This is a genomic window from Weissella sp. ESL1177 (assembly GCF_058107185.1).
On record NZ_CM176591.1, the window covers coordinates 1,188,668 to 1,214,042 of the forward strand.

Annotated in this window: 19 protein-coding genes, 16 tRNA genes and 3 rRNA genes; 2 read left to right on the plus strand and 36 right to left on the minus strand. The window is 39.6% G+C overall.

The window, feature by feature from the left end; genetic code table 11:
- Positions 1-11 precede the first annotated feature (11 nt).
- The 4 genes from cydC to AC3B5D_RS05740 all read right to left on the minus strand — a co-directional run bounded on the left by cydC (position 12) and on the right by AC3B5D_RS05740 (position 6,091).
- The gene (gene cydC, locus AC3B5D_RS05725; RefSeq protein WP_489840962.1) at positions 12-1,769 is read right to left on the minus strand and encodes a thiol reductant ABC exporter subunit CydC; all 1,758 of its coding nucleotides are present in this window, start codon (positions 1,767-1,769) and stop codon (positions 12-14) included.
- Positions 1,762-3,495: a thiol reductant ABC exporter subunit CydD gene (gene cydD, locus AC3B5D_RS05730; RefSeq protein ID WP_489840961.1), complete on the minus strand. Its 1,734-nt coding sequence runs from the start codon at positions 3,493-3,495 to the stop codon at positions 1,762-1,764. Before cydD ends, cydC begins: the two co-directional genes overlap by 8 nt.
- Positions 3,496-3,601: 106 nt before the next feature.
- Positions 3,602-4,615 (minus strand): cytochrome d ubiquinol oxidase subunit II, encoded by a 1,014-nt coding sequence (gene cydB, locus AC3B5D_RS05735; protein ID WP_489840960.1) that lies wholly within the window; start codon positions 4,613-4,615, stop codon positions 3,602-3,604.
- A gap of 3 nt (positions 4,616-4,618) precedes the next feature.
- Positions 4,619-6,091, minus strand: a complete 1,473-nt coding sequence (locus AC3B5D_RS05740; RefSeq protein ID WP_489840959.1) for a cytochrome ubiquinol oxidase subunit I — start codon at positions 6,089-6,091, stop codon at positions 4,619-4,621.
- Positions 6,092-6,366: 275 nt separating this feature from the next.
- On the opposite strand from AC3B5D_RS05740, the gene AC3B5D_RS05745 reads away from it, so the two are divergent.
- Complete coding sequence (locus AC3B5D_RS05745) at positions 6,367-7,299, plus strand: NAD(P)-dependent oxidoreductase (RefSeq protein WP_489840958.1); 933 nt, start codon at positions 6,367-6,369, stop codon at positions 7,297-7,299.
- A 39-nt stretch (positions 7,300-7,338) separates the two neighbouring features.
- Here the strand turns inward: AC3B5D_RS05745 and AC3B5D_RS05750 are convergent, their stop codons facing one another.
- From AC3B5D_RS05750 to AC3B5D_RS05860, 23 genes are all read right to left on the minus strand, one after another.
- Positions 7,339-8,181 carry a helix-turn-helix domain-containing protein gene (locus AC3B5D_RS05750; protein WP_489840957.1) on the minus strand — a complete coding sequence of 281 codons (843 nt, stop codon included), beginning with the start codon at positions 8,179-8,181 and terminating at the stop codon, positions 7,339-7,341.
- Positions 8,182-9,018: 837 nt separating this feature from the next.
- A tRNA-Ser gene (locus AC3B5D_RS05755) sits at positions 9,019-9,106 on the minus strand.
- Between the two features lie 26 nt (positions 9,107-9,132).
- A tRNA-Ile gene (locus AC3B5D_RS05760) sits at positions 9,133-9,206 on the minus strand.
- A gap of 10 nt (positions 9,207-9,216) precedes the next feature.
- Positions 9,217-9,288 (minus strand) — tRNA-Gly (locus AC3B5D_RS05765).
- A gap of 25 nt (positions 9,289-9,313) precedes the next feature.
- Positions 9,314-9,386, minus strand: a tRNA-Phe gene (locus AC3B5D_RS05770).
- 11 nt (positions 9,387-9,397) lie between these two features.
- Positions 9,398-9,471, minus strand: a tRNA-Asp gene (locus AC3B5D_RS05775).
- A gap of 30 nt (positions 9,472-9,501) precedes the next feature.
- A tRNA-Met gene (locus AC3B5D_RS05780) sits at positions 9,502-9,575 on the minus strand.
- A 33-nt stretch (positions 9,576-9,608) separates the two neighbouring features.
- Positions 9,609-9,698: transfer RNA gene (locus AC3B5D_RS05785), tRNA-Ser, on the minus strand.
- 20 nt (positions 9,699-9,718) lie between these two features.
- Positions 9,719-9,792 (minus strand) — tRNA-Ile (locus AC3B5D_RS05790).
- A gap of 16 nt (positions 9,793-9,808) precedes the next feature.
- Positions 9,809-9,882 (minus strand) — tRNA-Met (locus tag AC3B5D_RS05795).
- Between the two features lie 23 nt (positions 9,883-9,905).
- A tRNA-Pro gene (locus AC3B5D_RS05800) sits at positions 9,906-9,979 on the minus strand.
- A gap of 46 nt (positions 9,980-10,025) precedes the next feature.
- A tRNA-Arg gene (locus tag AC3B5D_RS05805) sits at positions 10,026-10,099 on the minus strand.
- Between the two features lie 8 nt (positions 10,100-10,107).
- Positions 10,108-10,191 (minus strand) — tRNA-Leu (locus tag AC3B5D_RS05810).
- A 2-nt stretch (positions 10,192-10,193) separates the two neighbouring features.
- Positions 10,194-10,266 (minus strand) — tRNA-Gly (locus tag AC3B5D_RS05815).
- Positions 10,267-10,270: 4 nt separating this feature from the next.
- A tRNA-Thr gene (locus AC3B5D_RS05820) sits at positions 10,271-10,343 on the minus strand.
- Between the two features lie 49 nt (positions 10,344-10,392).
- Positions 10,393-10,465: transfer RNA gene (locus AC3B5D_RS05825), tRNA-Lys, on the minus strand.
- Between the two features lie 2 nt (positions 10,466-10,467).
- Positions 10,468-10,540, minus strand: a tRNA-Val gene (locus AC3B5D_RS05830).
- 6 nt (positions 10,541-10,546) lie between these two features.
- Positions 10,547-10,663: ribosomal RNA gene (gene rrf, locus AC3B5D_RS05835) — 5S ribosomal RNA — on the minus strand.
- A gap of 88 nt (positions 10,664-10,751) precedes the next feature.
- Positions 10,752-13,668: ribosomal RNA gene (locus AC3B5D_RS05840) — 23S ribosomal RNA — on the minus strand.
- A 253-nt stretch (positions 13,669-13,921) separates the two neighbouring features.
- A 16S ribosomal RNA gene (locus tag AC3B5D_RS05845) occupies positions 13,922-15,496 on the minus strand.
- Together the 16S, 23S and 5S rRNA genes with 16 tRNA genes alongside form the textbook arrangement of a ribosomal RNA operon.
- A gap of 423 nt (positions 15,497-15,919) precedes the next feature.
- On the minus strand, positions 15,920-16,306 hold the full coding sequence (locus tag AC3B5D_RS05850; RefSeq protein WP_489840956.1) for a hypothetical protein: 387 nt from the start codon (positions 16,304-16,306) through the stop codon (positions 15,920-15,922).
- 19 nt (positions 16,307-16,325) lie between these two features.
- Positions 16,326-16,724 carry a CvfD/Ygs/GSP13 family RNA-binding post-transcriptional regulator gene (locus AC3B5D_RS05855; protein ID WP_489840955.1) on the minus strand — a complete coding sequence of 133 codons (399 nt, stop codon included), beginning with the start codon at positions 16,722-16,724 and terminating at the stop codon, positions 16,326-16,328.
- A 59-nt stretch (positions 16,725-16,783) separates the two neighbouring features.
- Positions 16,784-17,368 carry a peptidylprolyl isomerase gene (locus tag AC3B5D_RS05860; RefSeq protein ID WP_489840954.1) on the minus strand — a complete coding sequence of 195 codons (585 nt, stop codon included), beginning with the start codon at positions 17,366-17,368 and terminating at the stop codon, positions 16,784-16,786.
- Positions 17,369-17,504: 136 nt separating this feature from the next.
- On the opposite strand from AC3B5D_RS05860, the gene AC3B5D_RS05865 reads away from it, so the two are divergent.
- On the plus strand, positions 17,505-18,167 hold the full coding sequence (locus AC3B5D_RS05865) for a VTT domain-containing protein (RefSeq protein ID WP_489840953.1): 663 nt from the start codon (positions 17,505-17,507) through the stop codon (positions 18,165-18,167).
- A 52-nt stretch (positions 18,168-18,219) separates the two neighbouring features.
- On the opposite strand, the gene rpoZ is transcribed toward AC3B5D_RS05865, so the two are convergent.
- The 9 genes from rpoZ to AC3B5D_RS05910 all read right to left on the minus strand — a co-directional run bounded on the left by rpoZ (position 18,220) and on the right by AC3B5D_RS05910 (position 25,339).
- Complete coding sequence (rpoZ, locus tag AC3B5D_RS05870; protein ID WP_489840952.1) at positions 18,220-18,423, minus strand: DNA-directed RNA polymerase subunit omega; 204 nt, start codon at positions 18,421-18,423, stop codon at positions 18,220-18,222.
- On the minus strand, positions 18,420-19,037 hold the full coding sequence (gmk, locus tag AC3B5D_RS05875) for a guanylate kinase (RefSeq protein ID WP_489840951.1): 618 nt from the start codon (positions 19,035-19,037) through the stop codon (positions 18,420-18,422). Before gmk ends, rpoZ begins: the two co-directional genes overlap by 4 nt.
- Before the next feature lie 83 nt (positions 19,038-19,120).
- On the minus strand, positions 19,121-20,812 hold the full coding sequence (gene recN / locus AC3B5D_RS05880; RefSeq protein ID WP_489840950.1) for a DNA repair protein RecN: 1,692 nt from the start codon (positions 20,810-20,812) through the stop codon (positions 19,121-19,123).
- Positions 20,813-20,836: 24 nt separating this feature from the next.
- Positions 20,837-21,280, minus strand: coding sequence for an arginine repressor (locus AC3B5D_RS05885; protein WP_489840949.1), 444 nt, complete (start codon positions 21,278-21,280; stop codon positions 20,837-20,839).
- Positions 21,267-22,115 carry a TlyA family RNA methyltransferase gene (locus tag AC3B5D_RS05890; protein WP_489840948.1) on the minus strand — a complete coding sequence of 283 codons (849 nt, stop codon included), beginning with the start codon at positions 22,113-22,115 and terminating at the stop codon, positions 21,267-21,269. The genes AC3B5D_RS05885 and AC3B5D_RS05890 overlap by 14 nt, the downstream gene beginning before the upstream one ends.
- Positions 22,116-22,117: 2 nt before the next feature.
- Positions 22,118-22,978, minus strand: a complete 861-nt coding sequence (locus AC3B5D_RS05895; RefSeq protein ID WP_489840947.1) for a polyprenyl synthetase family protein — start codon at positions 22,976-22,978, stop codon at positions 22,118-22,120.
- A gap of 3 nt (positions 22,979-22,981) precedes the next feature.
- Positions 22,982-23,200: an exodeoxyribonuclease VII small subunit gene (locus AC3B5D_RS05900; RefSeq protein WP_489840946.1), complete on the minus strand. Its 219-nt coding sequence runs from the start codon at positions 23,198-23,200 to the stop codon at positions 22,982-22,984.
- A complete protein-coding gene (xseA, locus tag AC3B5D_RS05905) occupies positions 23,181-24,464 on the minus strand; it encodes an exodeoxyribonuclease VII large subunit (protein WP_489840945.1) in 1,284 nt (427 codons plus the stop codon). Before xseA ends, AC3B5D_RS05900 begins: the two co-directional genes overlap by 20 nt.
- Positions 24,449-25,339 (minus strand): bifunctional 5,10-methylenetetrahydrofolate dehydrogenase/5,10-methenyltetrahydrofolate cyclohydrolase, encoded by an 891-nt coding sequence (locus AC3B5D_RS05910; RefSeq protein ID WP_489840944.1) that lies wholly within the window; start codon positions 25,337-25,339, stop codon positions 24,449-24,451. The genes xseA and AC3B5D_RS05910 overlap by 16 nt, the downstream gene beginning before the upstream one ends.
- Positions 25,340-25,375 lie beyond the last annotated feature (36 nt).

Sequence of the window (25,375 nt, forward strand, 5' to 3'; positions counted from 1 at the left end):
AAATCACCTTCTTAAATATCTGTTAGTTGACCATGATCCATTAGCAATAACTTTCTAAACCTTGGTTCTGTTGCCATCAAATATTGCGGCATGCCCTGCATTGTAATTTCTTTATCTTCAATAAAAATAACTTCATCAACAAATTCAATACCCGTTAAATGATGAGTCACCCATATAATCGTTCGATCTGCTAATGTATCAAAAATCATTTGCAAGACATGCAATTCAGTAATTGGATCCAATGCAACTGTTGGTTCATCAAGAATAACAATTGGTGTATCTTGCAGTAACACACGGGCTAAAGCAAAACGTTGTTGTTCACCACCAGAAAAACGACTACCCATTTCAGTCATAGGCGTATCTAATCCTTCAGGTAAACTTCCCACTAAATCTGCTAAGTCAACTTGTTTCAAAACTTGCCACAATGCTTCGTCTGTCGCATGTAAATTACCCAATCTCAAATTATTAGCAACAGAACTTGCAAAGATATAAGGTTGTTGATCTAACACAGCAATGATAGACGAACGTTGCTGCTGCAATTGATCGATTGAGATATCATTAATTGTAATCGATCCACTATTTGGTTGTTCATCACCTAATAGTAACTTTAAAAAAGTGGTTTTGCCAGCACCAGATTGTCCTAAAATGGCCAACTTTTTACCATAACCGATTGTTAAATTCAAATTTGCCAACACAACAGTATCATTATACCCAAAGTTTACTTGATTAAACTTAATTTCTGGTTGTTCAATTCGTTGATCATTTTGTTCGATAACCTGTTGTTTCTCATGTTTAGATTCTATATCCATTCGATTTAAGCGCTGAATTGAATCTTGATAACGTGGCCACTCACCAATACCTGTACTAATAGAAGTTAGTGCATCTTCTGCTGGAAAAATAGCTAACACAAAGGCTGCAATCCAATTAACACCAAAACTATCATGTCCAAATTGTTTAGTTGCAAATATCAATAAGAGAATAGCCGTCAGTCCAATAATGACAGCCCCAAACATATCGCGCCACCAATTAAAATGTGATTGCTTCGATTTTATCTGATTAATCGCATCAAAATCATTTTGTTGACGTTCAAATAACTCATTTGTCCGTCCTGCTAAAATCCAATCTTGCAATCCCATTACAGAATCAGTTAAGTCCGTGTATAACTTTCCTTCTAATTGTTGTTGCTTAAAATCACGTGCACCATTCACCGCCAAAGTAATCATCGGTGCCAAAATTGTCGTCATCCCCAAGACAATTAAGATAGCTAAAGCAAAACCCCAATCAAACACACCAACACCAATTGCAATCAAAACATAGATAACCAAACCGATAACAGTTGGAAATAATGTACGTAAATAAAAATTTTCTATCTTAAATAAATCATTGTCTAACACACCTAATACTTCACCTGTTTGTGATTTCGCATAAACAGATTTCGTACCAACTTCAACTAATTCATATAAGCGCTTGCGAAATGTTGAAACAATTTTCAACACCCAATTATGCGACACCAAGCGTTCAGCATAACGAAATGTTGGTCGTCCAATTCCGAAAGCTCTTGTTAAAACAATCGGAACATACACCATTAAAATATTCTCAGGTAACTGTGCAGATCTAGAAATTAAAAATCCCGAAGTAAACATCAACGCTGCCCCAGAAAAATTTGTCATAAATCCTAAAAATATAATTAATACTAATAATTTTTTATATGATTTTAAATATGGAAATACCCATGTATCTTTTTTTATTAACTCAAATAATTTATGCATTTTTGTCACCTCGCATTGCTGCCTGCAAAGCTACAAAGTAGCCATTATTAGCCATCAAATCCGATAGCGTTCCTTGTTCAACGATTTCACCTTCACGCATGACTAAAATCCAATCCATTTCAGTTAACCAATGTAAACGATGTGTTGCAAAAATCACTAAACGATCTTTAAATAACGGAATCATCGTTTCTTTTAAGCGAACTTCAGTTTCAATATCTAAATGTGCTGTTGGTTCATCTAACAATAGCACCCGACGATTTTGATCCAGTAAGACTCTCGCAATACCAATTCTTTGTGCCTGCCCACCCGATGTTTGCATAGCACCTTCACCAATTAAAGTATCTAAGCCCTTTGGCAGATTAGCGTACCAATCATTGAGGCCGACTGTTTGTAATGCCTGAATTAATACAGCATCTGTTTTATTTGGTGCATAGAAAGCCAAGTTATTACGTAAAGTATCATGAAAAATATAAGGACGTTGTGGTAAGACTTGTAATTGATTTTGCCAATCATTTTGTTGCAAGTGAGCTACTGACTGGTTATTTATTTCAATATCACCATTACCGACCAAAAAACCACCTAATAAATTCAAAAGTGTAGATTTACCTGAACCAGAAGTCCCAACGATGGCAATTCTTTGATGCCCTTTAAATGTTAAGTTGATATCCTTCAAAGCCTTTGTTTTTGCTTCAGGATATTGATAGTCAACATGCTTTAATTTTAACGTATCAGAAGGTTGCCATTGTTGTTGCTTACTATGATAATCATTTGTATCACCAGCTGGTTGCTTATCTAACATTTCCATAATATCAGCAAAAGCATTTTTACCATTTAACGTTGCATGATAATCATTAGCAAAATTACGAATTGGTAAGAAATATTCTGGCGCCAATACCAAGATTGTCAAAGCTGGTAGTAATGGCATTGTCCCATTTAATAATCCTAATCCTAAAAAGAGCGCAACAATCGCAATTGATAATGTTGTAAAAAAATCTAATGCAAAAGTTGATAAAATCGCAATTTTCAAAGTACTCATAGTTGCTTTACGATGTTCTTCTGATACTTCATAAATATTATTTGCATATTGTTTTGCTAAACCAAGTTGTTTCAAAGTGGTCAATCCTCTTAAAGAATCTACAAAATGGTTAGATAACCGATTGAATGTATCGTACTCTCGATCAGCCTTTGCTTGTGCAGCATATCCTAAAATTATCATAAACAAGACAATCACTGGATAAATCATAAAAAGAAAGATGGCTTGCTTCCAATCTATTGTCAATATATATGCCAAAATAACCCAAGGAATGATCATCATGTCAAATAATTTGACTAATACTAATGTGAAATAATCATGTACCTGATCAATTCCTTCAACTGCTAAAGTAACTGACTTTCCGGTTCCAAGTTGTGTAATTGTCTTGGGCCCTAATTTCGCATATTGTTGCGTTAATTTTCTTTGTAACATCGCCGTTGTCTTATCAGCAAACGGTGCTAAGACGTACTCCTTAAAAACACCCATTAATTGACGCAAGACGTACGCACCAATAAAAATGCAAACAATCCAAAAAACAGATTGTAATGGCTGATGTTGCCATAACTTTGTTAAGGCAACACTAAGCGCCCGTCCTTGACCAATAATTGCCAATGATTGAATAAATGTTAAAACACAAAGTAATCCTAACGCCGTCCTTGCTCCGGCAAATTTAAATAATCGTTTATCTAACATAAAATATTCCCTTCACCTTAAAAATAAATTGATATGTATAAAAAGGTTGGGACAAATATTGTTCCAACCTTTTCGAACCCGTTAACCTCTTACAGTTAATTTATGATTAATATGAAATCTTCTTAACATGAATGCGGTCGCGGAAAACGTAAAAGCTCCAAATTTGATAAGCCAATACAATTGGTAATGCTGTAAATGAAATAATCGTCATCCACTTCAACGTATATGGCGTTGAAGTTGCGTTCTTCAATAGAAGTGACATGCCAGCTTCATTACCAACTATCACACGTGGGAATAATCCTGTGAATAATAGTACGACAACAAGTACGATAACAAGTCCTAAAGCAATAAATGCCAAGGTATTCTGTTGTTTTAAAGTGACTGCCCATGCAATCAACGTTAAAACCACGATTGCAGCTAACATAGCAACTGTTATGATTGGCTTATTAGTAAAGAAATCAGTGAAGATAAATAATGTAATCGCAAAGGCCACCTCACCAACTAATAATACTGGATATAGTACCTTTAGTTGGTTTTGTATACGCACATGTAGTGAACCATCCGTAATCTTTAGACGAGCATAATTCAAACCATGAACATAAGACAACAACGCCATTGCAACACCACCAACAATTGAGAAAATATTGAAATAATCCCAGAAATTTGCTGACATGTCTCCATGGGCATTTAATGGCATGCCTTGTACAACATCTGTAAATAATAAACCAAACAAGAAAGGCACTACCATTGATGTAATTGCTGAAATCGTCGTCCATAAATTACGATACTTAGCAGTTTGCATCTGGCCACGGAACTCGAATGACACACCACGGTAAATTAAACCAATTAAGATTGCAAACAAGATCAGGTAGAAACCAGAAAATAGTGAGGCATACCAGAACGGCATGGCTGCAAACATCGCACCACCAGCCGTAATCAGCCATACTTCGTTACCATCCCAATGAGGACCGATTGATTGAATGAGTGCATCTTCTTCTGCTTCATTTTTAGCCAATGTCTTTAATGACATACCAATACCAAAGTCAAATCCTTCTAAAAAGAAGAAACCAGCAAACAAAATCGCAATCAGAACAAACCATAAAATTTGATATCCCGTCATTGTTTAGGCCTCCTTTCCAGCTTCAAACGCTTCTGCTGAGAATGGGTCAACATTTTCTTCAGTAGCCACCTCATCAACTGATTCTGGTCCTGCAATCATGACACGACGAGACAACATAATCATAATCAAGCCTAATATTGCAAATGTTAAGAAGTACAGAATATTAGACGTCAATAATGATGCAACCGAAACATTAGGTGATACGGCATCAGCCATAGTCAAGACACCATAAACAACCCACGGCGCACGACCTAGTTCAGTTACTAACCAACCTGAAGTGATGGCAACATATGGCAAGTATGTTGAAAGTCCAAATATCCAAAGAACCCACTTGTACTTTGATATATCAATCTTTGACTTCTTACGCACGGCCCACAAAACAATCAATGCTAGCAAACCAAATGCACCTGCTGAAACTGCCATAATACGGAAACTATAGTAAATCGTATTATTTGGCAAGTAATAATTCATATCATGCCCAAATTTCAGATCATACTTCTCATGCATTTCTTTATTTAGTTCATTCCAACCTTTGCTACCACCAGTTAATGAGTGATGAGCCAAAATCGATAACATGTAAGGCACATCCAATGACCACTTGACATCGTGAGTCTTTGGATCAGTGTAAGCAATCACAGACCAAGGTGCCTGCTTTGTATCACTACCAACATTCTCAGCAATACCTTCTGACGCTGCGAATTTCATTGGTTGATCATCTTGTAAGTACAACGAGTGACGATCACCAGTATATGCCATACCAGCAGTTCCAATCAGTGCAACAATAGCCGCAATCTTGACAGATTTTTTAAAGAAATCTAGCTCATGATGAGGTCGACGTAACAATGACCAAGCAGAAACGCCAATGACCGCAAACGACCCTGCTAGGAACGTTGCGAAAAGAACGTGTGGGAATTCCAACCATAATTGATGATTTTTCAACAAAGCTGGAAAATCAACTAACACTGCACGGTTGAATTTATGATCAACCTGAAATCCAACTGGATTTTGCATAAATGAGTTAGCAGCTAGAATCCAAAGAGCTGAAAAAGCAGAACCTAGAGTTGTTAACCAAATAAACAACAAATGTAATTTCTTATTAAATCGATCCCATCCAAAAGACCATAGACCTAAGAAAGTTGACTCTAAAAAGAATGCAACTAAAGCTTCAACCGCTAAAGCCGGTCCAAAGATATCACCAACATATCGTGAATATCTTGACCAATTCATACCGAATTGGAATTCTTGAATAATTCCTGTAACAACACCAACGGCAAAGCTGAGCATAAATATCTTACCCCAGAATTTTGCCATTCGTTTATATTGGTCATCTTTCTTAATAACGTACATCGTTTCCATTAATGCAACAATAATACCTAATCCAATTGATAACGGTACGAAGAAAAAATGAAAAATCGTTGTCATAGCGAATTGGAATCTTGCAAGGTTCAAAATAGAAAGACCTGCTACCAAGTTCATAAAACTAACCTCCTACTCAACAAATAATTTTCTAAGCGCTCTAAGTGCCCATATAAACTTTATTGTACATATTTTTTTTGTGATTTACCACTTAATTCGTCGTTTTTTTGTATATTTTTTTGCAAAATTATTGATTATTTGTGAATATTTTCATTATTATTACAAACGTCATTTGCCTTTAACATAAGTCGTGATGAAATCGCTTACATTTATATAGACGTTTGCTTTTATTTCGCTTAGAATTAGGTTAAATCAACTTATTTGGAGGAATTATCATGTCAACAAAATTACTAGCCTTATTTCCGTTAAGTAACGACCAAATTGACATACTAAAACAATATGATGTCGCTGTCATCAAACGAGAAGAGCTGCTTGATTCAGATTATGCAAAAATACAAATTGTTTACGGTTGGAAAGAAGATATCGTTAATCAAATTATGGATACTCCTAATCATCAACTAAAATGGGTTCAAGCCTATTCTGCCGGTGTTGATTACATGCCTTTAGAAAAATTATCCAAAAATAGTATCATTTTAACAAATGCTAGTGGACAAAGGGCTACTCCTATTGCTGAAACTGTTTTGAGCTATATCTTCCACTTTGCACGTGGTCTTAATGTCTATCAAACAAGACATACTTGGCAACCATTTGAAAATCAGTTTACTCTGAAAGAATTACCTGTTGTCATCTTTGGTACTGGTCATATTGGTCAACAAATTGCGACATATTTACATGCTTTTGGTACAACAGTTTACGGTGTCAATACAAGTGGTCGGTCAGTGCCAAATTTTGATAAAACTTTTGCACTGAATCATTTGGAAAAACTGCCCACAGACATTGAAATTGTTATAGATGCTTTACCAGGTACACCAGAAACGAATTTTTTCTTTAATGATGAACATTTATCACTATTTGAACATTTATTTTTGTTTGTCAATATTGGTCGTGGCACAACGGTTGATCAATCATCACTACTAAGTAAGTTAAATGATGGTCACATCTTACACGCTGCGTTAGACGTTACCACACCGGAGCCAATTCCGGAAGATTCTAATTTATGGCATCAAGACAATTTGTTGTTAACACAACATACTTCTTGGGCTGGTAAATCAGTTGATTTGTTTGAGGTATTTATGAAAAATCTACCTGATTTTATTAATCATAAATCATTAACTAATAACCTTGTTGACTATACACGTGGCTATTAACCTATATAAAAGCACCTAGCGATATCGCTAGGTGCTTTCTTAATGCTTTTCCAAATATTGTTTCACATCATCTTGTAAATGAATATCCTTGGAAAATTCAGCCGCGGCATAAATTAGCATTTGAGCTTCTTGCTTTTCTTTTAACAATGATAATTTTTCACAACACTGGACACGTAATTTTTGGAATTTGATAATTTGATGGAAATGTTCATTTATTGGTAACATGTCTAGCGCTTTTGTAATCCGTTCTTTTGCCTTTTCTGGATTATTAACCGCAAGATATAACTCACTTTGATGGTAATACGTGTGGGCAATAACTTTACCTAACTCGGCTTGCATTGACGGTCGATAACCTTTGATAAGTCCACAGGCTCGCTCATAATATTCAGAGGCATAAACATATTCCCCTTGTTTAGCCCAAGCTGCTCCCATTTCTGTATATATCTCAATCATTAGCTCCATTTGATGTTTTTCATCATCACCCAAAGCAATCTGCAATAATTGCATCGCAACGGTGACTTGATTATGCGATAACGCAATTTTTGCCCGTAACAGATTATATTCCGGCAATGCAAATATAGGCAAGCGTCGTAATAATGTTGAACTATCCAAACGATTTGCTGCTTGCTCAATCTGACCAATATCAATAAAATAACGAATAACAGTCAACGGTGTGACTGTTAATTCGTTTATTTTAGCCACGTTTGATACCCGTAATTGTAACCGAGCACAAAGTTGCTGTAAAACAGTGATATTTGAAATTTCGTCAGTACGCTCTATTCGAGATAGTAGTGATTGATGGCATATGCCTTCTGCTACATCAGCCTGAGAAATTCCCAATTGTTCACGACGTCGTTTTAAACTACCTTTTAATAATTTCATTTATGTGATCTCCAGAACAAAAAATATAATAATAGCATAAATGTAAATTAAATAATAAACAAGCTATTTTATATGTTATTTTGTTGTCAATTATAGTTTAAATACATGTTTTATGATATTTTTCATAAAGCAATCAATACAATACCAGCATTCGTATAACTTTTTATTTTATCAAGTTTCACGTAGTTCCCCAAAATAATTAATTTTTACATTTTTCATTATGCAGATTTTGCAATCTTTTTTCTGATGTGCATGGTGACTAAATTTAATAGTTAACAATCTAGGATTAAATTCACTTGGCACATGACAGCATTGACTTAATGGTTATAACACAAACAAAATATGCCATTTATCTCGTGATCGATTTCCCCTTATTAATTACAGTGCTTTATTCATGATTAGCATTGTAAAAAAGTATGCCAACGACAAATGTCGTAGTAACAATAACTATTAATGAATCGCTTATTTTTATTGTTTTAAAAATAAAAAAGTTTATGAAATACAGCTAATCATTTTATATATCTTAAATATATGGTAGAGAACAGGGGGACATAATACATAGTCATCACAGAATACACATCCCGTCGAAATCATTTTTGTCTTTCTATATAAATTCTCTTACCAGATAATGAAAGATAGTCCAAAGTGTCTATCAATGGCATAGTTACACACTGAAAGTATTTAAAATTTACAAAAATTATCATAATAAATACTAGGTATAATTAATTGTGACTATAACAACTAATAATGCATTATTAATTTAAAAATTTATTCTATAACAAAAAAGCAACCCTCCAAAGAAGAATTGCTTTAATTACTAATTAAATGTATTAAGTACGGAGACAGAGGGATTCGAACCCTCGCGCCGGTTTCCCGACCTACACCCTTAGCAGGGGCGCCTCTTCAGCCTCTTGAGTATGTCCCCATGTCAAAAGCGAACTTTTAACAAAATGGGACTGAGAGGACTCGAACCTCCGACCTCACCCTTATCAGGGGTGCGCTCTAACCAGCTGAGCTACAGTCCCATACAACAAAAGCGGACGACGGGAATCGAACCCGCATTCCCAGCTTGGAAGGCTGGAGCACTAGCCATTGTACTACATCCGCATAACAACATTTATTCATGATGCAATGGCGCGGGGCGGAATCGAACCGTCGACACTACGAGCTTCAATCGTATGCTCTACCAACTGAGCTACCGCGCCAAAAAATAAAACGGTCACAACGGGATTCGAACCCGTGATCTTTCGCGTGACAGGCGAACGTCATAACCAACTAGACCATGCGACCAACAGACAAAATATACTTAATCTGATTTAATTGCGGGTGTAGGATTTGAACCTACGACCTTCGGGTTATGGGCCCGACGAGCTACCAGACTGCTCCAACCCGCGATAATAAATAATGGTTATCAATAATAATAACGAAGGAGAATGTGGGATTCGAACCCACGCGCCGGTTTCCCGACCTGACGGTTTTCAAGACCGTTCCCTTCAGCCAGACTTGGGTAATTCTCCATAAATACCTAAGGCCTAAATGGACCTTGTTGGACTCGAACCAACGACCGGACGGTTATGAGCCGTCTGCTCTAACCAACTGAGCTAAAGGTCCAAGTTATTTTAGCCAATCGCGGCGGGGGGAATCGAACCCTCGACCTCCCGGGTATGAACCGGACGCTCTAGCCAGCTGAGCTACACCGCGAATCATAACACTTAGTGTCATAATCGGGACGACAGGATTCGAACCTGCGACCCCCTGGTCCCAAACCAGGTGCTCTACCAAACTGAGCTACGTCCCGAACATGCTAACAACTAGCAACAAAAAAAACAAACTTACGTTTGTAATGCACCTAGAAGGATTCGAACCTTCAACCTTCTGATTCGTAGTCAGACACTCTATCCAGTTGCGCTATAGGTGCAAATAATATGCCGGCTACCGGGATCGAACCGGTACGATGTCTCCATCGCAGGATTTTAAGTCCTGTGCGTCTGCCTATTCCGCCAAGCCGGCAAAGCGAACAACGGGATTCGAACCCGCGACCTCTACCATGGCAAGGTAGCGTTCTACCAACTGAACTATATTCGCATGATGCCGACTAAAGGGTTCGAACCTTCGACCTCCGCTTTACAAGAGCGATGCTCTACCAACTGAGCTAAGTCGGCAACAATCATACAGTTGCCAGTTTGACGAAATAGATACATATTATTAAAGTGGGTCGTCTGGGGCTCGAACCCAGGACCCATGGATTAAAAGTCCACTGCTCTGCCAACTGAGCTAACGACCCAATGGACGTTACAGGGTTCGAACCTGTGACCCCCTGCTTGTAAGGCAGGTGCTCTCCCAGCTGAGCTAAACGTCCATTGATGCATCGCAACTTCCTATCCTCGCAGGAGGCGATCCTCCAACTACTTTCGGCGTAACTGAGCTTAACTGCTGTGTTCGGTATGGGAACAGGTGTGACCTCAGTGCTATCGTCACGACACGATTACTATTAAAAGCAACCACGAGATTAATTATCTCAAAACTGAATCATAATGTCAATACTTTTTTTGCCTTACACCACTCGCTACTTGGTTAAGTCCTCGAACCATTAGTACTAGTCCGCTCCATGCGTCACCGCACGTCCACTTCTAGCCTATCTACCTCATCATCTTTGAGGGGTCTTACTTCATTACTGAATGGGAAATCTCATCTCGAGGCGAGTTTCACACTTAGATGCTTTCAGCGTTTATCTCATCCGTACATAGCTACTCAGCGATGCTCCTGGCGGAACAACTGATACACCAGTGGTACGTCCACCCCGGTCCTCTCGTACTAAGGGCAGCTCCTCTCAAATTTCCTACGCCCGCGACGGATAGGGACCGAACTGTCTCACGACGTTCTGAACCCAGCTCGCGTACCGCTTTAATGGGCGAACAGCCCAACCCTTGGGACCGACTACAGCCCCAGGATGCGATGAGCCGACATCGAGGTGCCAAACCTCCCCGTCGATGTGGACTCTTGGGGGAGATAAGCCTGTTATCCCCAGGGTAGCTTTTGTCCGTTGAGCGATGGCCCTTCCATGCGGAACCACCGGATCACTAAGCCCTACTTTCGTACCTGCTCGACTGGTAAGTCTCACAGTCAAGCTCCCTTGTGCCTTTACACTCTACGAATGATTTCCAACCATTCTGAGGGAACCTTTGGGCGCCTCCGTTACCTTTTAGGAGGCGACCGCCCCAGTCAAACTGCCTGCCAGACACTGTCTTCCACCACGCTTAGTGGTGTGAGTTAGAGTGTTCATACAACGAGGGTAGTATCCCACGTTTGCCTCCATCGAAACTAGCGTCCCGATTTCTACGGCTCCTACCTATGCTGTACAAGCTGCACAAACACTCAATATCAAGCTACAGTAAAGCTCCATGGGGTCTTTCCGTCCTGTCGCGGGTAACCCGCATCTTCACGGGTCTTTAAATTTCACCGAGTCTCTCGTTGAGACAGCGCCCAGATCGTTACGCCTTTCGTGCGGGTCGGAACTTACCCGACAAGGAATTTCGCTACCTTAGGACCGTTATAGTTACGGCCGCCGTTTACTGGGGCTTCAATTCGTACCTTCGCCGAAGCTAAGCACTCCTTTTAACCTTCCAGCACCGGGCAGGCGTCAGCCCCTATACGTCATCTTACGATTTTGCAGAAACCTGTGTTTTTGATAAACAGTCGCCTGGGCCTATTCACTGCGGCTCAGCTTGCGCTGAGCACCCCTTCTCCCGAAGTTACGGGGTCATTTTGCCGAGTTCCTTAACGAGAGTTCACTCGCTCACCTTAGGATGCTCTCCTCGACTACCTGTGTCGGTTTGCGGTACGGGCAGGTAAACACTAACTAGAAGCTTTTCTCGGCAGCGTGACATCACAGACTTCCCTACTTGATTTCGGACCTCATCACAACTTGTCCTTATGACAGCAAGCATTTGACTCACTCTCAGACTCATTGCTTGACCCAGCTTTTCCAACTGCTGGGTTCTGTTAGCCTTCTGCGTCCCTCCATTGTTCAAACATGTTCACCTGGTACAGGAATCTCAACCTGTTAGCCATCGACTACGCCTTTCGGCCTCGCCTTAGGTCCCGACTAACCCTGGGAGGACGAGCCTTCCCCAGGAAACCTTAGTCATACGGTGGACAGGATTCTCACCTGTCTTTCGCTACTCATACCGGCATTCTCACTTCTAAGCGCTCCACCAGTCCTCACGGTCTGACTTCATCGCCCTTAGAACGCTCTCCTATCGCGCCACTAATGTGGCACCCGTAGTTTCGGTGGTGTGTTTAGCCCCGGTACATTTTCGGCGCAGAATCACTCGACTAGTGAGCTATTACGCACTCTTTAAATGGTGGCTGCTTCTGAGCCAACATCCTAGTTGTCTATGCAACTTCACATCCTTTTCCACTTAACACACACTTAGGGACCTTAACTGACGATCTGGGCTGTTCCCCTTTCGACAATGGATCTTATCACTCACTGTCTGACTCCCGGACATACGTGATTGGCATTCGGAGTTTATCTTAATTTAGTAACCCGAGATGGGCCCCGCACCAAAACAGTGCTCTACCTCCAACACGCTATCTTCCGAGGCTAGCCCTAAAGCTATTTCGGAGAGAACCAGCTATCTCCAAGTTCGATTGGAATTTCACCGCTACCCACACCTCATCCCAACATTTTTCAACATGTACGGGTTCGGGCCTCCAGTGCGTTTTACCGCACCTTCACCCTGGACATGGGTAGGTCACCTGGTTTCGGGTCTACAACAACATACTCGAACGCCCATTTCAGACTCGCTTTCGCTACGGCTCCGGTCTTTCCACCTTAACCTTGCATGTTATCGTAACTCGCCGGTTCATTCTACAAAAGGCACGCTATCACCCATTAACGGGCTCTAACTTGTTGTAGGCACATGGTTTCAGGAACTTTTTCACTCCCCTTCCGGGGTGCTTTTCACCTTTCCCTCACGGTACTGGTTCACTATCGGTCACTAGGGAGTATTTAGCCTTACGAGATGGTCCTCGCAGTTTCCGACCGGATTTCACGTGTCCGGCCGTACTCAGGATCCTACACGGGAGTTTGCTTACTTTCGCATACGGGGCTATCACCCTGTTTCGCTCAGCTTCCCAGCTGCTTCTGCTAATAAACAAATTTGTAACTCCACAACGGTAGTCCTACAACCCCAGTGTGCAAGCACACTGGTTTGGGCTCCTCCGCGTTCGCTCGCCGCTACTGACGGAATCGATTTTTCTTTCTTCTCCTGTTGCTAATGAGATGTTTCAGTTCACAACGTCTACCTTCGTTCAACTATGTAATTCATTGAACGATAACTTGCATCACAAGTTGGGTTCCCCCATTCGGAAATCCCCGGATCATAGCTTACTTACAGCTCCCCGAGGCATATCGGTGTTAGTCCCGTCCTTCATCGGCTCCTAGTGTCAAGGCATTCACCATGCGCCCTTAATAACTTAACCGATCAACTCTCGTTGATGATTTCGTTTGAGTATTGTGACTCAATGGTCACAAGCGATTTTAAACTAATTTAAAAAACTCAAAAAATTACGCGGTGTATTTTTTCGGCTCAATTTAATTGATTAATATCAATTGAAATGAATTTAAAAATTTACAATTATGATTCAGTTTTCAAAGAACTAATAAATCAGAGAGATAAATCTCTCAAAACTAAATACCGTTTCGTTGACTGTGTAGGTTTCCGATTTTCCTTAGAAAGGAGGTGATCCAGCCGCAGGTTCTCCTACGGCTACCTTGTTACGACTTCACCCTAATCATCTGTCCCACCTTAGACGGCTGGCTCCTAAAAGGTTACCCCACCGGCTTTGGGTGTTACAAACTCTCATGGTGTGACGGGCGGTGTGTACAAGACCCGGGAACGTATTCACCGCGGCGTGCTGATCCGCGATTACTAGCGATTCCGACTTCATGTAGGCGAGTTGCAGCCTACAATCCGAACTGAGACATACTTTAAGAGATTAGCGCACCCTCGCGGGTTGGCGACTCGTTGTATATGCCATTGTAGCACGTGTGTAGCCCAGGTCATAAGGGGCATGATGATTTGACGTCATCCCCACCTTCCTCCGGTTTGTCACCGGCAGTCTCACTAGAGTGCCCAACTGAATGCTGGCAACTAATAATAAGGGTTGCGCTCGTTGCGGGACTTAACCCAACATCTCACGACACGAGCTGACGACAACCATGCACCACCTGTCACCTTGTCCCCGAAGGGAACGTCCTATTTCTAGGATTAGCAAGGGATGTCAAGACCTGGTAAGGTTCTTCGCGTTGCTTCGAATTAAACCACATGCTCCACCGCTTGTGCGGGTCCCCGTCAATTCCTTTGAGTTTCAACCTTGCGGTCGTACTCCCCAGGCGGAGTGCTTAATGCGTTAGCTGCGACACTCAAGGGCGGAAACCCTCGAACATCTAGCACTCATCGTTTACGGTGTGGACTACCAGGGTATCTAATCCTGTTTGCTACCCACACTTTCGAGCCTCAACGTCAGTTACAGTCCAGAAAGCCGCCTTCGCCACTGGTGTTCTTCCATATATCTACGCATTTCACCGCTACACATGGAGTTCCACTTTCCTCTACTGCACTCAAGTCATCCAGTTTCCAAAGCCATTCCTCAGTTGAGCTGAGGGCTTTCACTTCAGACTTAAATAACCGTCTGCGCTCGCTTTACGCCCAATAAATCCGGATAACGCTTGGAACATACGTATTACCGCGGCTGCTGGCACGTATTTAGCCGTTCCTTTCTGGTAAGATACCGTCACACACTGAACAGTTACTCTCAGTGCCGTTCTTCTCTTATAACAGTGTTTTACGAGCCGAAACCCTTCATCACACACGCGGCGTTGCTCCATCAGGCTTGCGCCCATTGTGGAAGATTCCCTACTGCTGCCTCCCGTAGGAGTATGGGCCGTGTCTCAGTCCCATTGTGGCCGATCAGTCTCTCAACTCGGCTATGCATCATGGCCTTGGTAAGCCTTTACCTTACCAACTAGCTAATGCACCGCGGGTCCATCTCTTAGTGATAGCAGAACCATCTTTCAACCAACAACCATGCGGTTGTTGGTATTATACGGTATTAGTACTTGTTTCCAAATGTTATTCCCTGCTAAGAGGTAGGTTACCCACGTGTTACTCACCCGTTCGCCACTCTTTGTCAGATAAAATCAAATCTGAGCAAGCTCGTCATTTCATTTAAAGACAAAGCGTTCGACTTGCATGTATTAGGCACGCCGCCAGCGTTCATCCTGAGCCAGGATCAAACTCTCATTTTAAAAGTTTGAGTATCACTCAATTGTTGTTATTTGTTTAACAGAAGTTAAACGAATTTATTAGCGAATTGACTTCGCAAATGTTTTTGTATCAAGCAAATTGCTTGATGACCCTACACATTTGTTTCATCGAAACGATATTCAGTTTTCAAAGAACTATCTCAAGAAAGCGTTTCCTCAACGCCAGCTATATTAGAATAGCAACTTTAATAAATAATGTCAAGAAGAATAATTACCTATCAAGTTTATTAAAAATGTTGCTTTTCCAACAAGACTTAATAATCATATCTGATTAAATGATGATTGTCAACATTTAATTTCAATTAATTATTATTGCGTTTAAATAAAGAATGTAATCTTTCTTCAAAACTCAACTTTTTAATAATACCTAATTTAGAATTGAATTGCAAGTGTTTTTTTAAAAGATTAGTCTAATTGTGCCACTCCAGTCATATCAACATTCTTCAGAAAATCAACAACATCTTTTGCATTCACAAATTGTAATCCTAAAAGATTTAATCTCTCTAGATTCAAAGCATTAGCATCAACTGGCTCAAATGTATATAACGATACTAGATCTTCTGTAGAATCTAGACCTTGTGTATGCCACGCTGCAAGCTCACCAAAACGTAAATTGTTTATATCAATACCTAATTCATCCTGCATACCACTCACAATTGATCCTAAAGCTGTATCACCCGCATGCTTGTGCATTTTGACAGTGTAAAATTTCGGCAATGGTACTTCATCTGTTACTAAAAAATATGATTGTTCATTTCGAGTAAAAATAATGGTACCTGCAATAAGTGACATCTTAATCTCCCTATGTTCTTTACTGATGTAATCTGTCTAAGGCTTCATGAATCATTGCTGATCCAGATTCAGAAATTGTTTCAAAACCAATCTGTAGATGCTGATTTGTCCAATAGTGATGTTGTGCATATTTATGGTCATGCATTGCTTTATCCTTGCTAAGAGGCAACTTATCATAACCATCTAATACTGTACGTCGTGACAGTGATATCTTTTGACTATAAATGTCAATATCTAAAATCATCACCCGAATTGATTGACCAACTTTAATTTCATCTTCAATTTCTCGTATGTAAGCTGATCGACATTCTGATATATGAATCAAACCTTGATGCTGTTCATCCAATTGAACAAACGCACCATAAGGTTGCAAACCAGTTACTGTTCCTTCAACAACATCCCCAATATGAAATGTCATTACTATCCCTCCTTATAAATTTTGTCATATGTATCCGAGAATAACTCTCGGTGCAGCCGTTAATCTGTAACCGTTGCTTTTAAAATTTGAATATCAGTTTTGGGCTTATCTGCAAAATCAACCTTTTGTGTTGCCATGTTATCAATGACATCCATCCCGTCAACAACTTGGCCAAACACAGTATGATGCTTGTCTAACCATGGCGTCCCACCATGATTAGTATACGCTTCTAAAATCTCATTTGGTACTGTACCAGCAAGTGATTGTAACATCCGTTCAGGCACTTTATGAGCTTGTACAATAAAGAATTGTGAACCATTCGTATTAGGACCAGCATTAGCCATTGACAGCGCACCACGAAGATTAAAGACTTCATCTGAAAACTCATCTGAAAATGGCTTTCCCCAAATCGACTCACCACCCATACCGGTACCAGTTGGATCGCCACCTTGGATCATAAATTCATTAATCACACGATGAAAAATAATACCATCATAATAGCCTTTCTTAATTAAGCCAACAAAATTTTCAACCGTCTTTGGCGCTTGTTCAGGAAATAGTTGCACTTTAATATCACCTAACGTTGTTGCTAACGTTGCAACTGGTCCAGTAACTTCATCCATATCTAATTGTGGCAATGCCATTGTTATTCACCTCTTAAGTTATGTTAAATACATTGACGTTATTATAACATATAACTTACAGGGGCTTAAAAAAGTGATAAACTAATAGCTAAGTAATTTTAAGTCAATTGACAAAATATAGGAGTTTAAACACAAAATGGTTCAAATTATTGACATATTCCTCCATCTTGATGTTCATTTAAATAATCTTGTAAATGCTTGGGGTGGTTGGTCTTACGCCGCGCTATTTGCTGTTATTTTTATTGAAACAGGTGCTGTTGTGTTACCATTTTTACCTGGTGATTCATTGTTATTTGCAGCAGGTTCAATTGCTGCCTTATCAGGTAATTCACTCAACCATTGGGTACTAATTTTATTGTTCTGGATTGCTGCAACAAGTGGTGATTCCCTTAATTTTTACCTTGGTCGAACTGTTGGATTGAAATTAGTTCATCATCCGATACTTGGTCGCTTTATCAAGGAAAAACATTTACAGGAAGCAAATGATTTTTTTGTTAAGCATGGCAAAATGGCTATCATCTTAGGTCGTTTTTTACCAATTATTCGAACATTAGTACCTTTTACAGCTGCAGTATCAGGGTTCCGTTACCGAAACTTTATTATGTTAGAAATGTTAGCCGTAACGCTTTGGGTATTTATAGCAGTCGAAGCTGGTTTTTATTTTGGCGGTAATCAATTTGTCAGCGAACACTTTTCAATCGTTTTGATTGGTATTCTGCTTGTTTCTGCATTACCCGCAATTATCAGTGCCTTGCGTCAAATGATTGTATCAAAAAAACAAAATCAAATGAATAAATAAATAGAAAAGGGACGATAGCCATTAAGCTATCGTCCCTTTTCTATTTATTTTGTTATTTTGTCGAATCATCAATAACAACATTACCCGCTTCAATCTCTTCAAAAGCTTGTCCGATTGGCTTTACTGAATCAAACTTTGCTAAAGTTGGTAATTCACCTTCTTCTAATTCATGAGCACGTTTTGCTCCCAAAGCAATTAACTTATAACGTGAATCAACTTTTTCTAGTAACTTATCAACAGATGGATATAAAATCATGCTTCTAACTCCTCAATCATTTTAATATATTCGGGCAATACACGATTAACACGTAATCGTTCCACTTTAATAATGTCCTTTATACGGTTAACTGCCAATGATACTTCATCATTAACAACAGCATAGTCATAATTGGCCATCATTCGAATCTCAGCAGTTGCTGCCGAGACACGACGATCAATAACATCCATGGCTTCAGTACCACGCCCAATTAACCGTTCTTTTAAAGCTGCTAAATCAGGTGGTGTTAGGAAAATATAGGCGCCTTCTGGCATCTTTCCCTTCACTTGTAAAGCACCTTGGACATCAATTTCTAACAGCACATCGCGGCCTGCAGCAAGTGTTTGGTCGATAAATTTTTTCGGCGTACCATAATAATTGCCTACATATTCAGCATATTCCAACATATCACCATTTGCAATTTCTGTTTCAAATTCATCACGAGTCACAAAAAAATAATCTTCTCCGTTTACTTCACCATTTCTAGGCTGTCTAGTGGTCATTGAAATAGAATATTGAAAATCAATATCTGGTTCCTCAAATAAGGCTTTTCGCACTGTCCCTTTACCAACACCAGATGGTCCAGAAAGTACGATTAATACGCCACGTTTCATGGTACACATGCTCCTAACTTTTTGTTTCGCTATTTAAGTAGATATTTTACTCGTTTTTCCCATTTGAGACAACTATATTCACTTTATTCGCTGGATTTCTTATGAACATGCGCCCTTTTCAATAAATCTCGCGCATTTTCTTTAGCAGCACTGGTGAGTTCATTTCCTGATAACATACGTGCTAACTCATCAATTCGTTGGTCCTCTGTTAATGGTCGCACCATTGTTTCCGTTCGTTTACCAACAATTTTCTTTTCAATAAAGAAGTGGTGATCTGCGACTGCTGCCACTTGTGGTAAATGCGTAATTGTTAAGACTTGTGAGTATTGACCAATAAAAGCAATTTTTTCGGCAATTGCTTGCGCCACTCGACCAGAAACACCCGTATCTACCTCATCAAATATAATGGATGTGACTCCTTGTTCCCGGGAAAAAATTGTTTTCATAGCTAACATCATACGAGATAGTTCACCACCCGAAGCAATTTTTGCGAGCGGTTTCGCACCTTCTCCCAAATTAGTTTGTATATAAAATTCAACACCATCTGAACCTGTTAAATTCATTTTTTGATTTGTAAATTTTACTGAAAAAACCGCTTTATCCATATACAAATCTTTTAATTGCTCATGAATTTGACTAGTTAATAACTTTGCTGATTGCAGGCGGATATGATGCAACTTATCAGCCAATTTTTGGGCTGCTTTTTTGGCTATTTGTACTTCATTAGCTAATGTCGCTGCGCTTTGTTCATGGCCACCCATTTGGGCTAATTCTTCATCAACTTCTTGTTGATGTGCAAGAACATCTGTTACACTAGCACCATATTTTTTCTCTAATGAACGAATAAGATTTAATCGTTCGTCTACATATTGTAAGCGCTCTTCATCAAATGATAAACTGTCTCGAACATTTAAGATATCTGAAGTTGCTTCTTGCAATTCATAATAAGCGCCTCGAACAGCTTCCGTTAACTTTGTATATCTTGGTGATAGTTCTTCAATATCTTCAAGTTCGCTCATAGCTGTTGCAACTGTTTCTAAACCACTGTGTTCCCATTCGCCATCCAATGCTTCGTATGCTTTTGACAATGCCGAAAGAACATCTTGAAAGTTCGTTAATTCCTGATATTCCGTTTCAAGGCGTTCTTCTTCACCAACAACCAAATTTGCCTCGTTAAGTTCTTTACTTTGAAAACTTAACATATCTAAACGTTGCGCCCAAGCTTGCTCATCATCTTGTCGTTTGTGATATGCCGCTTCTAATTGTCGATATTTGTGATAAGTTTTCTGATATTCTTTTAGAATCGGTTGTAATTGTTGACTTGCAAACTCATCTAACAGTCCCAAATGCTGTTCTGGTTGCATCAGTGCTTGATGTTCATTTTGCCCATGAATATCCACTAAATGGCGTCCTAATGCTTTTAAAGCAGTCGCATTCACCAAGGTATTATTGACTCGAATGACATTTCGGCCATTACGGTGTAGTTCACGATGAATAAGTAGTTGATTATCTTCCAAAGCAATACCTAAATCTTGTAAAACTTCACGAAGCGCTGCATTTGGTTCGATATCAATCAGCCCTTGTAAAATTGCCGTATCGGCACCTTCACGAATATAATCTTGTGAACCACGGCCACCTGTTAGCAAGCCTACCGCATCGATAATGATAGATTTTCCAGCACCAGTTTCACCTGTCAGTACTGTCATTCCTGGCTCAAAACTAATATTTAATTTTGGAATAATCGCAAAATTTTGAATAGATAGTTCTTGTAACATGCGTCCTCCAATCGTTTATCCAATCTATTGTAATTTTTGTGTCACAAATGCTTCTGCTTGGATGCCTTTCTTTAAAATAATTAACACATCCGAATCATCACCTAACATGCCAAATAATTCTTCAAAATTTGCTTCTTCCAAAGCCAATTTTAACGCAGGACCTGTGCCAGGCAGAACGGTAATCATAACAAAATTATCCTGCGTTCGAATCGTCGTCGTTGGTTCTTGAATAATACGTTTAATATGAGCTATCGCATCGGTTTGGGCAACAACAGCATACGCAAACCCCTTTGTTTCAAGGGGTACCTTTACCAACTGCATTTCAGAAATATCTCGAGAAATCGTGGCTTGTGTCACTGCCCATCCCAATTTATTCAACTCACTCACAAGATCTTCTTGTCTTTGAATCGTCTTTTGATTAATTAATTCTCGAATTGCTTGTTGCCGTTCTTTTTTAGTTCTTCTCATCCGCTTTCCCCTCATGATGAGCATTTAATTGCGCATGTGCAGCTTGAACAACAGCTTCACGCTCAGCCATCGTCATTGTACTTTCACCACCATCTAAAACAAGGTGTGCTAAAAATTCAATATTTCCCGAACCACCCTTAATTGGTGAATAATCCAACCCAACAATGCTAAAGTTTGCTTGTTTTGCATAATCTGCAACTTTATCGATCACTTGACTATGAATTGCTGCATCTTTAATAATGCCATGTTTTCCAACAGCTTCACGTCCTGCTTCAAACTGAGGTTTAATCAAGGTTGCAACTGAGCCACCTGGTACTAATATTTTTGACAATGGCGGTAAAATAAGATTTAACGAAATGAAAGAGACGTCAATCGTTGCGACATCTGGTCGACCATTGCGAAAATCCGCTAATTGAGAATATCTAAAATTCGTGTTTTCCATCACGACAACACGATTATCTGATCGTAATGACCATACCAATTGATTAGTGCCGACATCTAAGGCATAAACTAGTTTTGCACCATTTTGCAATGAAACATCTGTAAAACCGCCTGTTGAAGAACCAATATCAAGAACCGTTTTATCGGTCACATCTATATTGAAAACACGTAACGCTTTTTCCAATTTAAAGCCCCCACGTGAAACATATGGCATTGGTGTTCCCTTTAAATGAAGTTCAGTTGTGACTGCTATCTTTTCACCAGCTTTATCCATTCGTTGCTCATTAGCCCCTAGTATTTCACCCGCCATAATTGCTCTTTTGGCTTGTTCTCGAGAATGAAATAAGCCTTGTTGTACTGCTAAAACATCTACTCGTTCTTTTTCTATGCCCATGTTTACTCCAGTGTCTCTATAAAATAATCTAAAAATGATGCTAATAATGTGGTTTCTAATTGTGTTTCTAAATGGAATTTTTGTAATGCTTGCTTCGCCAGTGTCATTTGTTCTTGCAGTGCTGTTAATGTTGCTGGCACACCCAATAATGTTGGATATGATTGTGCTTCAACTTTTCCCAATTGATAGTCATCTAAATCATCTTTAATTTGAAAAGCCAAGCCATAAGCCATGCCAAATTCATAAAGTATCTGTTGCACTTCTCGTGTCGCATCAGCCATAATCGCACCTGATTGTAATGCATAAGCAATCAAGGCACCGGTCTTATGATAATGAATAGCCCGTGTCTCTGTTAGCGATACCTTACTTTGTTGCATCGCTTTGATATCTAGTACTTGACCAGCAACCATTCCCTTAGGACCAGCCGCTTTTGCGAGTGCCAAAGTTAGTTGTACTTTTTGGTGATCTGTCAGAAATTCATTTGCTGCTGTTAACCACTCAAATGCTAATGGCTGTAGCGCATCACCAGCTAAAATAGCTATATCTTCACCAAATGCGCGATGTGTTGTCGGTTTACCACGACGCCATTCATCATCATCCATTGCTGGTAAATCATCATGAATCAAACTATACGTATGAATTAATTCTAACGAACTAGCTTCCTTTAAATAATTTTTAATTGGTAGATGATACGTTGCCAAAACCGCTAATGACAGCATTGGCCTTAATCGCTTGCCACCCGCCATGACAGCATAAGTCATGGCTTCTTTTAATCGTGGTTCAGAAGTACTATTTTTTAATTCATTGGCTAATGTTTGTTCAATGAGTGGCAAAGCAATCGTTGCAAATTCTTTTAAGCGCATTAGTTATTCTCCCTTGTTAAAATCACTAATACTACCATCTTCATTAACAATTTTGGCTAAACTTTTTTCTGCATTTTGAAGTGTATTTTGTAACTCTTGACTAATTTTAACACCTGTTTCAAATTGTTTTAGAGCTTCTTCAAGTGGCACATCTCCTTTTTCTAGTTGACTAACGATTTTTTCTAACGTAGTTAAATTTTCTTCAAATGTCTTCTCTGCCATCTTTATTCTCTTTCTTTCCAGTCACTTGTGCTGTCAACTCACCATCTGATATCTGAATTGTAATCTCATCCTGAACAGCGATTTGGTTCACTTGTCGAATAACTTTCTGATCTTTTCTTGTGACACTGTAACCTCGACCTAAAATTGCTAGAGGACTGACTAACTGCAAACTAGCGACAACCTGTCTAAAACGTTGTTGTACTTGTTTCATTATAAATTGCATACTTATTTCTAAACGTGGTGTCAATGTTTGCAACTGTTGCTTTTCACTATCAATTTGTGTCGTCATTGCCCGCACCAATTTTTCTTGAGCAATATCCAAACGTTGTAAGTATCCTTCATATAAACGTGATGGATTTGTTAAAACATAACTTTGTTGCAGTCGTGTTAAATAATCCTGCCGTTGAGCAATTTCTCGTTGTAATAACATGACCAATTTTTGTTGATCTTGTTGAATGGCTAACCATAAATCAGCTAATGGTACTGGCGTTGCTAATTCTGCGGCAGCTGTTGGTGTTGCTGCTCGTTTATCCGCAATAAAATCCGCAATGGTCGTATCAGTTTCATGCCCAACCGAACTAATCACTGGCATGGAAACTGTTAACAATTTACGAGCCACCTGTTCATCGTTAAATGCCCATAAATCTTCTATTGACCCACCACCACGTCCAATAATTAATACATCATAATCAGCAGCTTGATTGACTGCTTCAATTTGTTGACAGAGCGATGAAATTGCCCCTTCCCCTTGTACAACGGCAGGATATAGTATAATTTGTGCAATTGGAAAGCGGCGTTGCACAGTGGTCATAATATCACGAATAACCGCACCACTTGGTGAAGTGATAACAGCAATTTTCTTTGGAAATGAGGGGATATCAGCATGTCTTGCTTGGAACAATCCTTCTTTTTCCAATTTATTTTTTAATTGTTCATAAGCTTTATAAAGCGCCCCCACACCATCTGGCGCCAACGATTCAATAATCAGACTATACGAGCCATTAGGTGCATATAAATCAAGATGTCCAACAACATTGACTTTCATGCCTGGTTCTAGTTGAAATTTCAATCGATTAAAAGCCGATTTGAACATGGTTGCTGAAATAACCGCTTGGTCATCTTTAATTTTAAAATATTGATGTCCTGGACGATGACGATAATTCGAAATCTCACCAGTAACGTAGACTTTTTTTAGATATGGATCAGCTGTAAATTTGCGTTTTAAATAGGCTGTGAGCGCGGAAACTGTTAAATATTCTGCCATCCTGACTCCAATTCTATTTGATGATGAATTGCTGCCAATTCAACTGTTGTTTGTAATAATGTGGCAATAGTCATTGGGCCAACACCACCAGGCACAGGTGTGATTGCTCCGGCAACTTTTTCAGCGGTTGCAAAATTCACATCCCCAACTAATTTATTATTAGGTAATCGATTCATACCAACATCAACGACTGTTGCGCCAGGTTTTAAATCAGCACCCATTACTAGATCCGGTACACCCGTTGCCACGATGACAATATCTGCCATTGCTAGTAAATCACGACGCAATTTTGCTGGCGTGTGTCGATGTAACATTGTCACACTAGCATCTGCCGCTTGCATTAAGGCAAACATTGGCCGACCAACAAGAATCGACCGGCCAATAATCACAACAAACTGATGACGTAAACAAATATTCTCATGCTTAAGCATAGTCATAATGCCTCGCGGCGTGTTGGCAATTGGGTAATAACCTGCCTGATCAGCATACAATCTACCGACATTTTCGGGGTGAAACCCGTCCACATCTTTTGTGGGAATAATTGCTTCCTGCACCTTTTGTTCATTGATTTGTGATGGTACTGGACTTTGCACCAAAATCGCATCAATCGTATCATCAGCATTGAGTGCTGCAATTTTTGCTAAAATTTCGGTTTCAGAGGCCGTGCTTGGATATTTCAACGTGATTGCATTAACACCAACTTTACCTGCTGCACGTTCCTTATTGCGTACATAAATTTCACTTGCTGGATCATCTCCAATTAAAATAACCGCTAACCCTGGTGTCACCGCGTGTTTTTTTAAAACAGTTGTTTGCTCTAATACTGCAGCTCGTAATTGCTTAGCAATTGCTTTCCCATCAATAATTTTTGCCATATTAGCCTCGCTTTTATTCATTCTTATGCATAAATT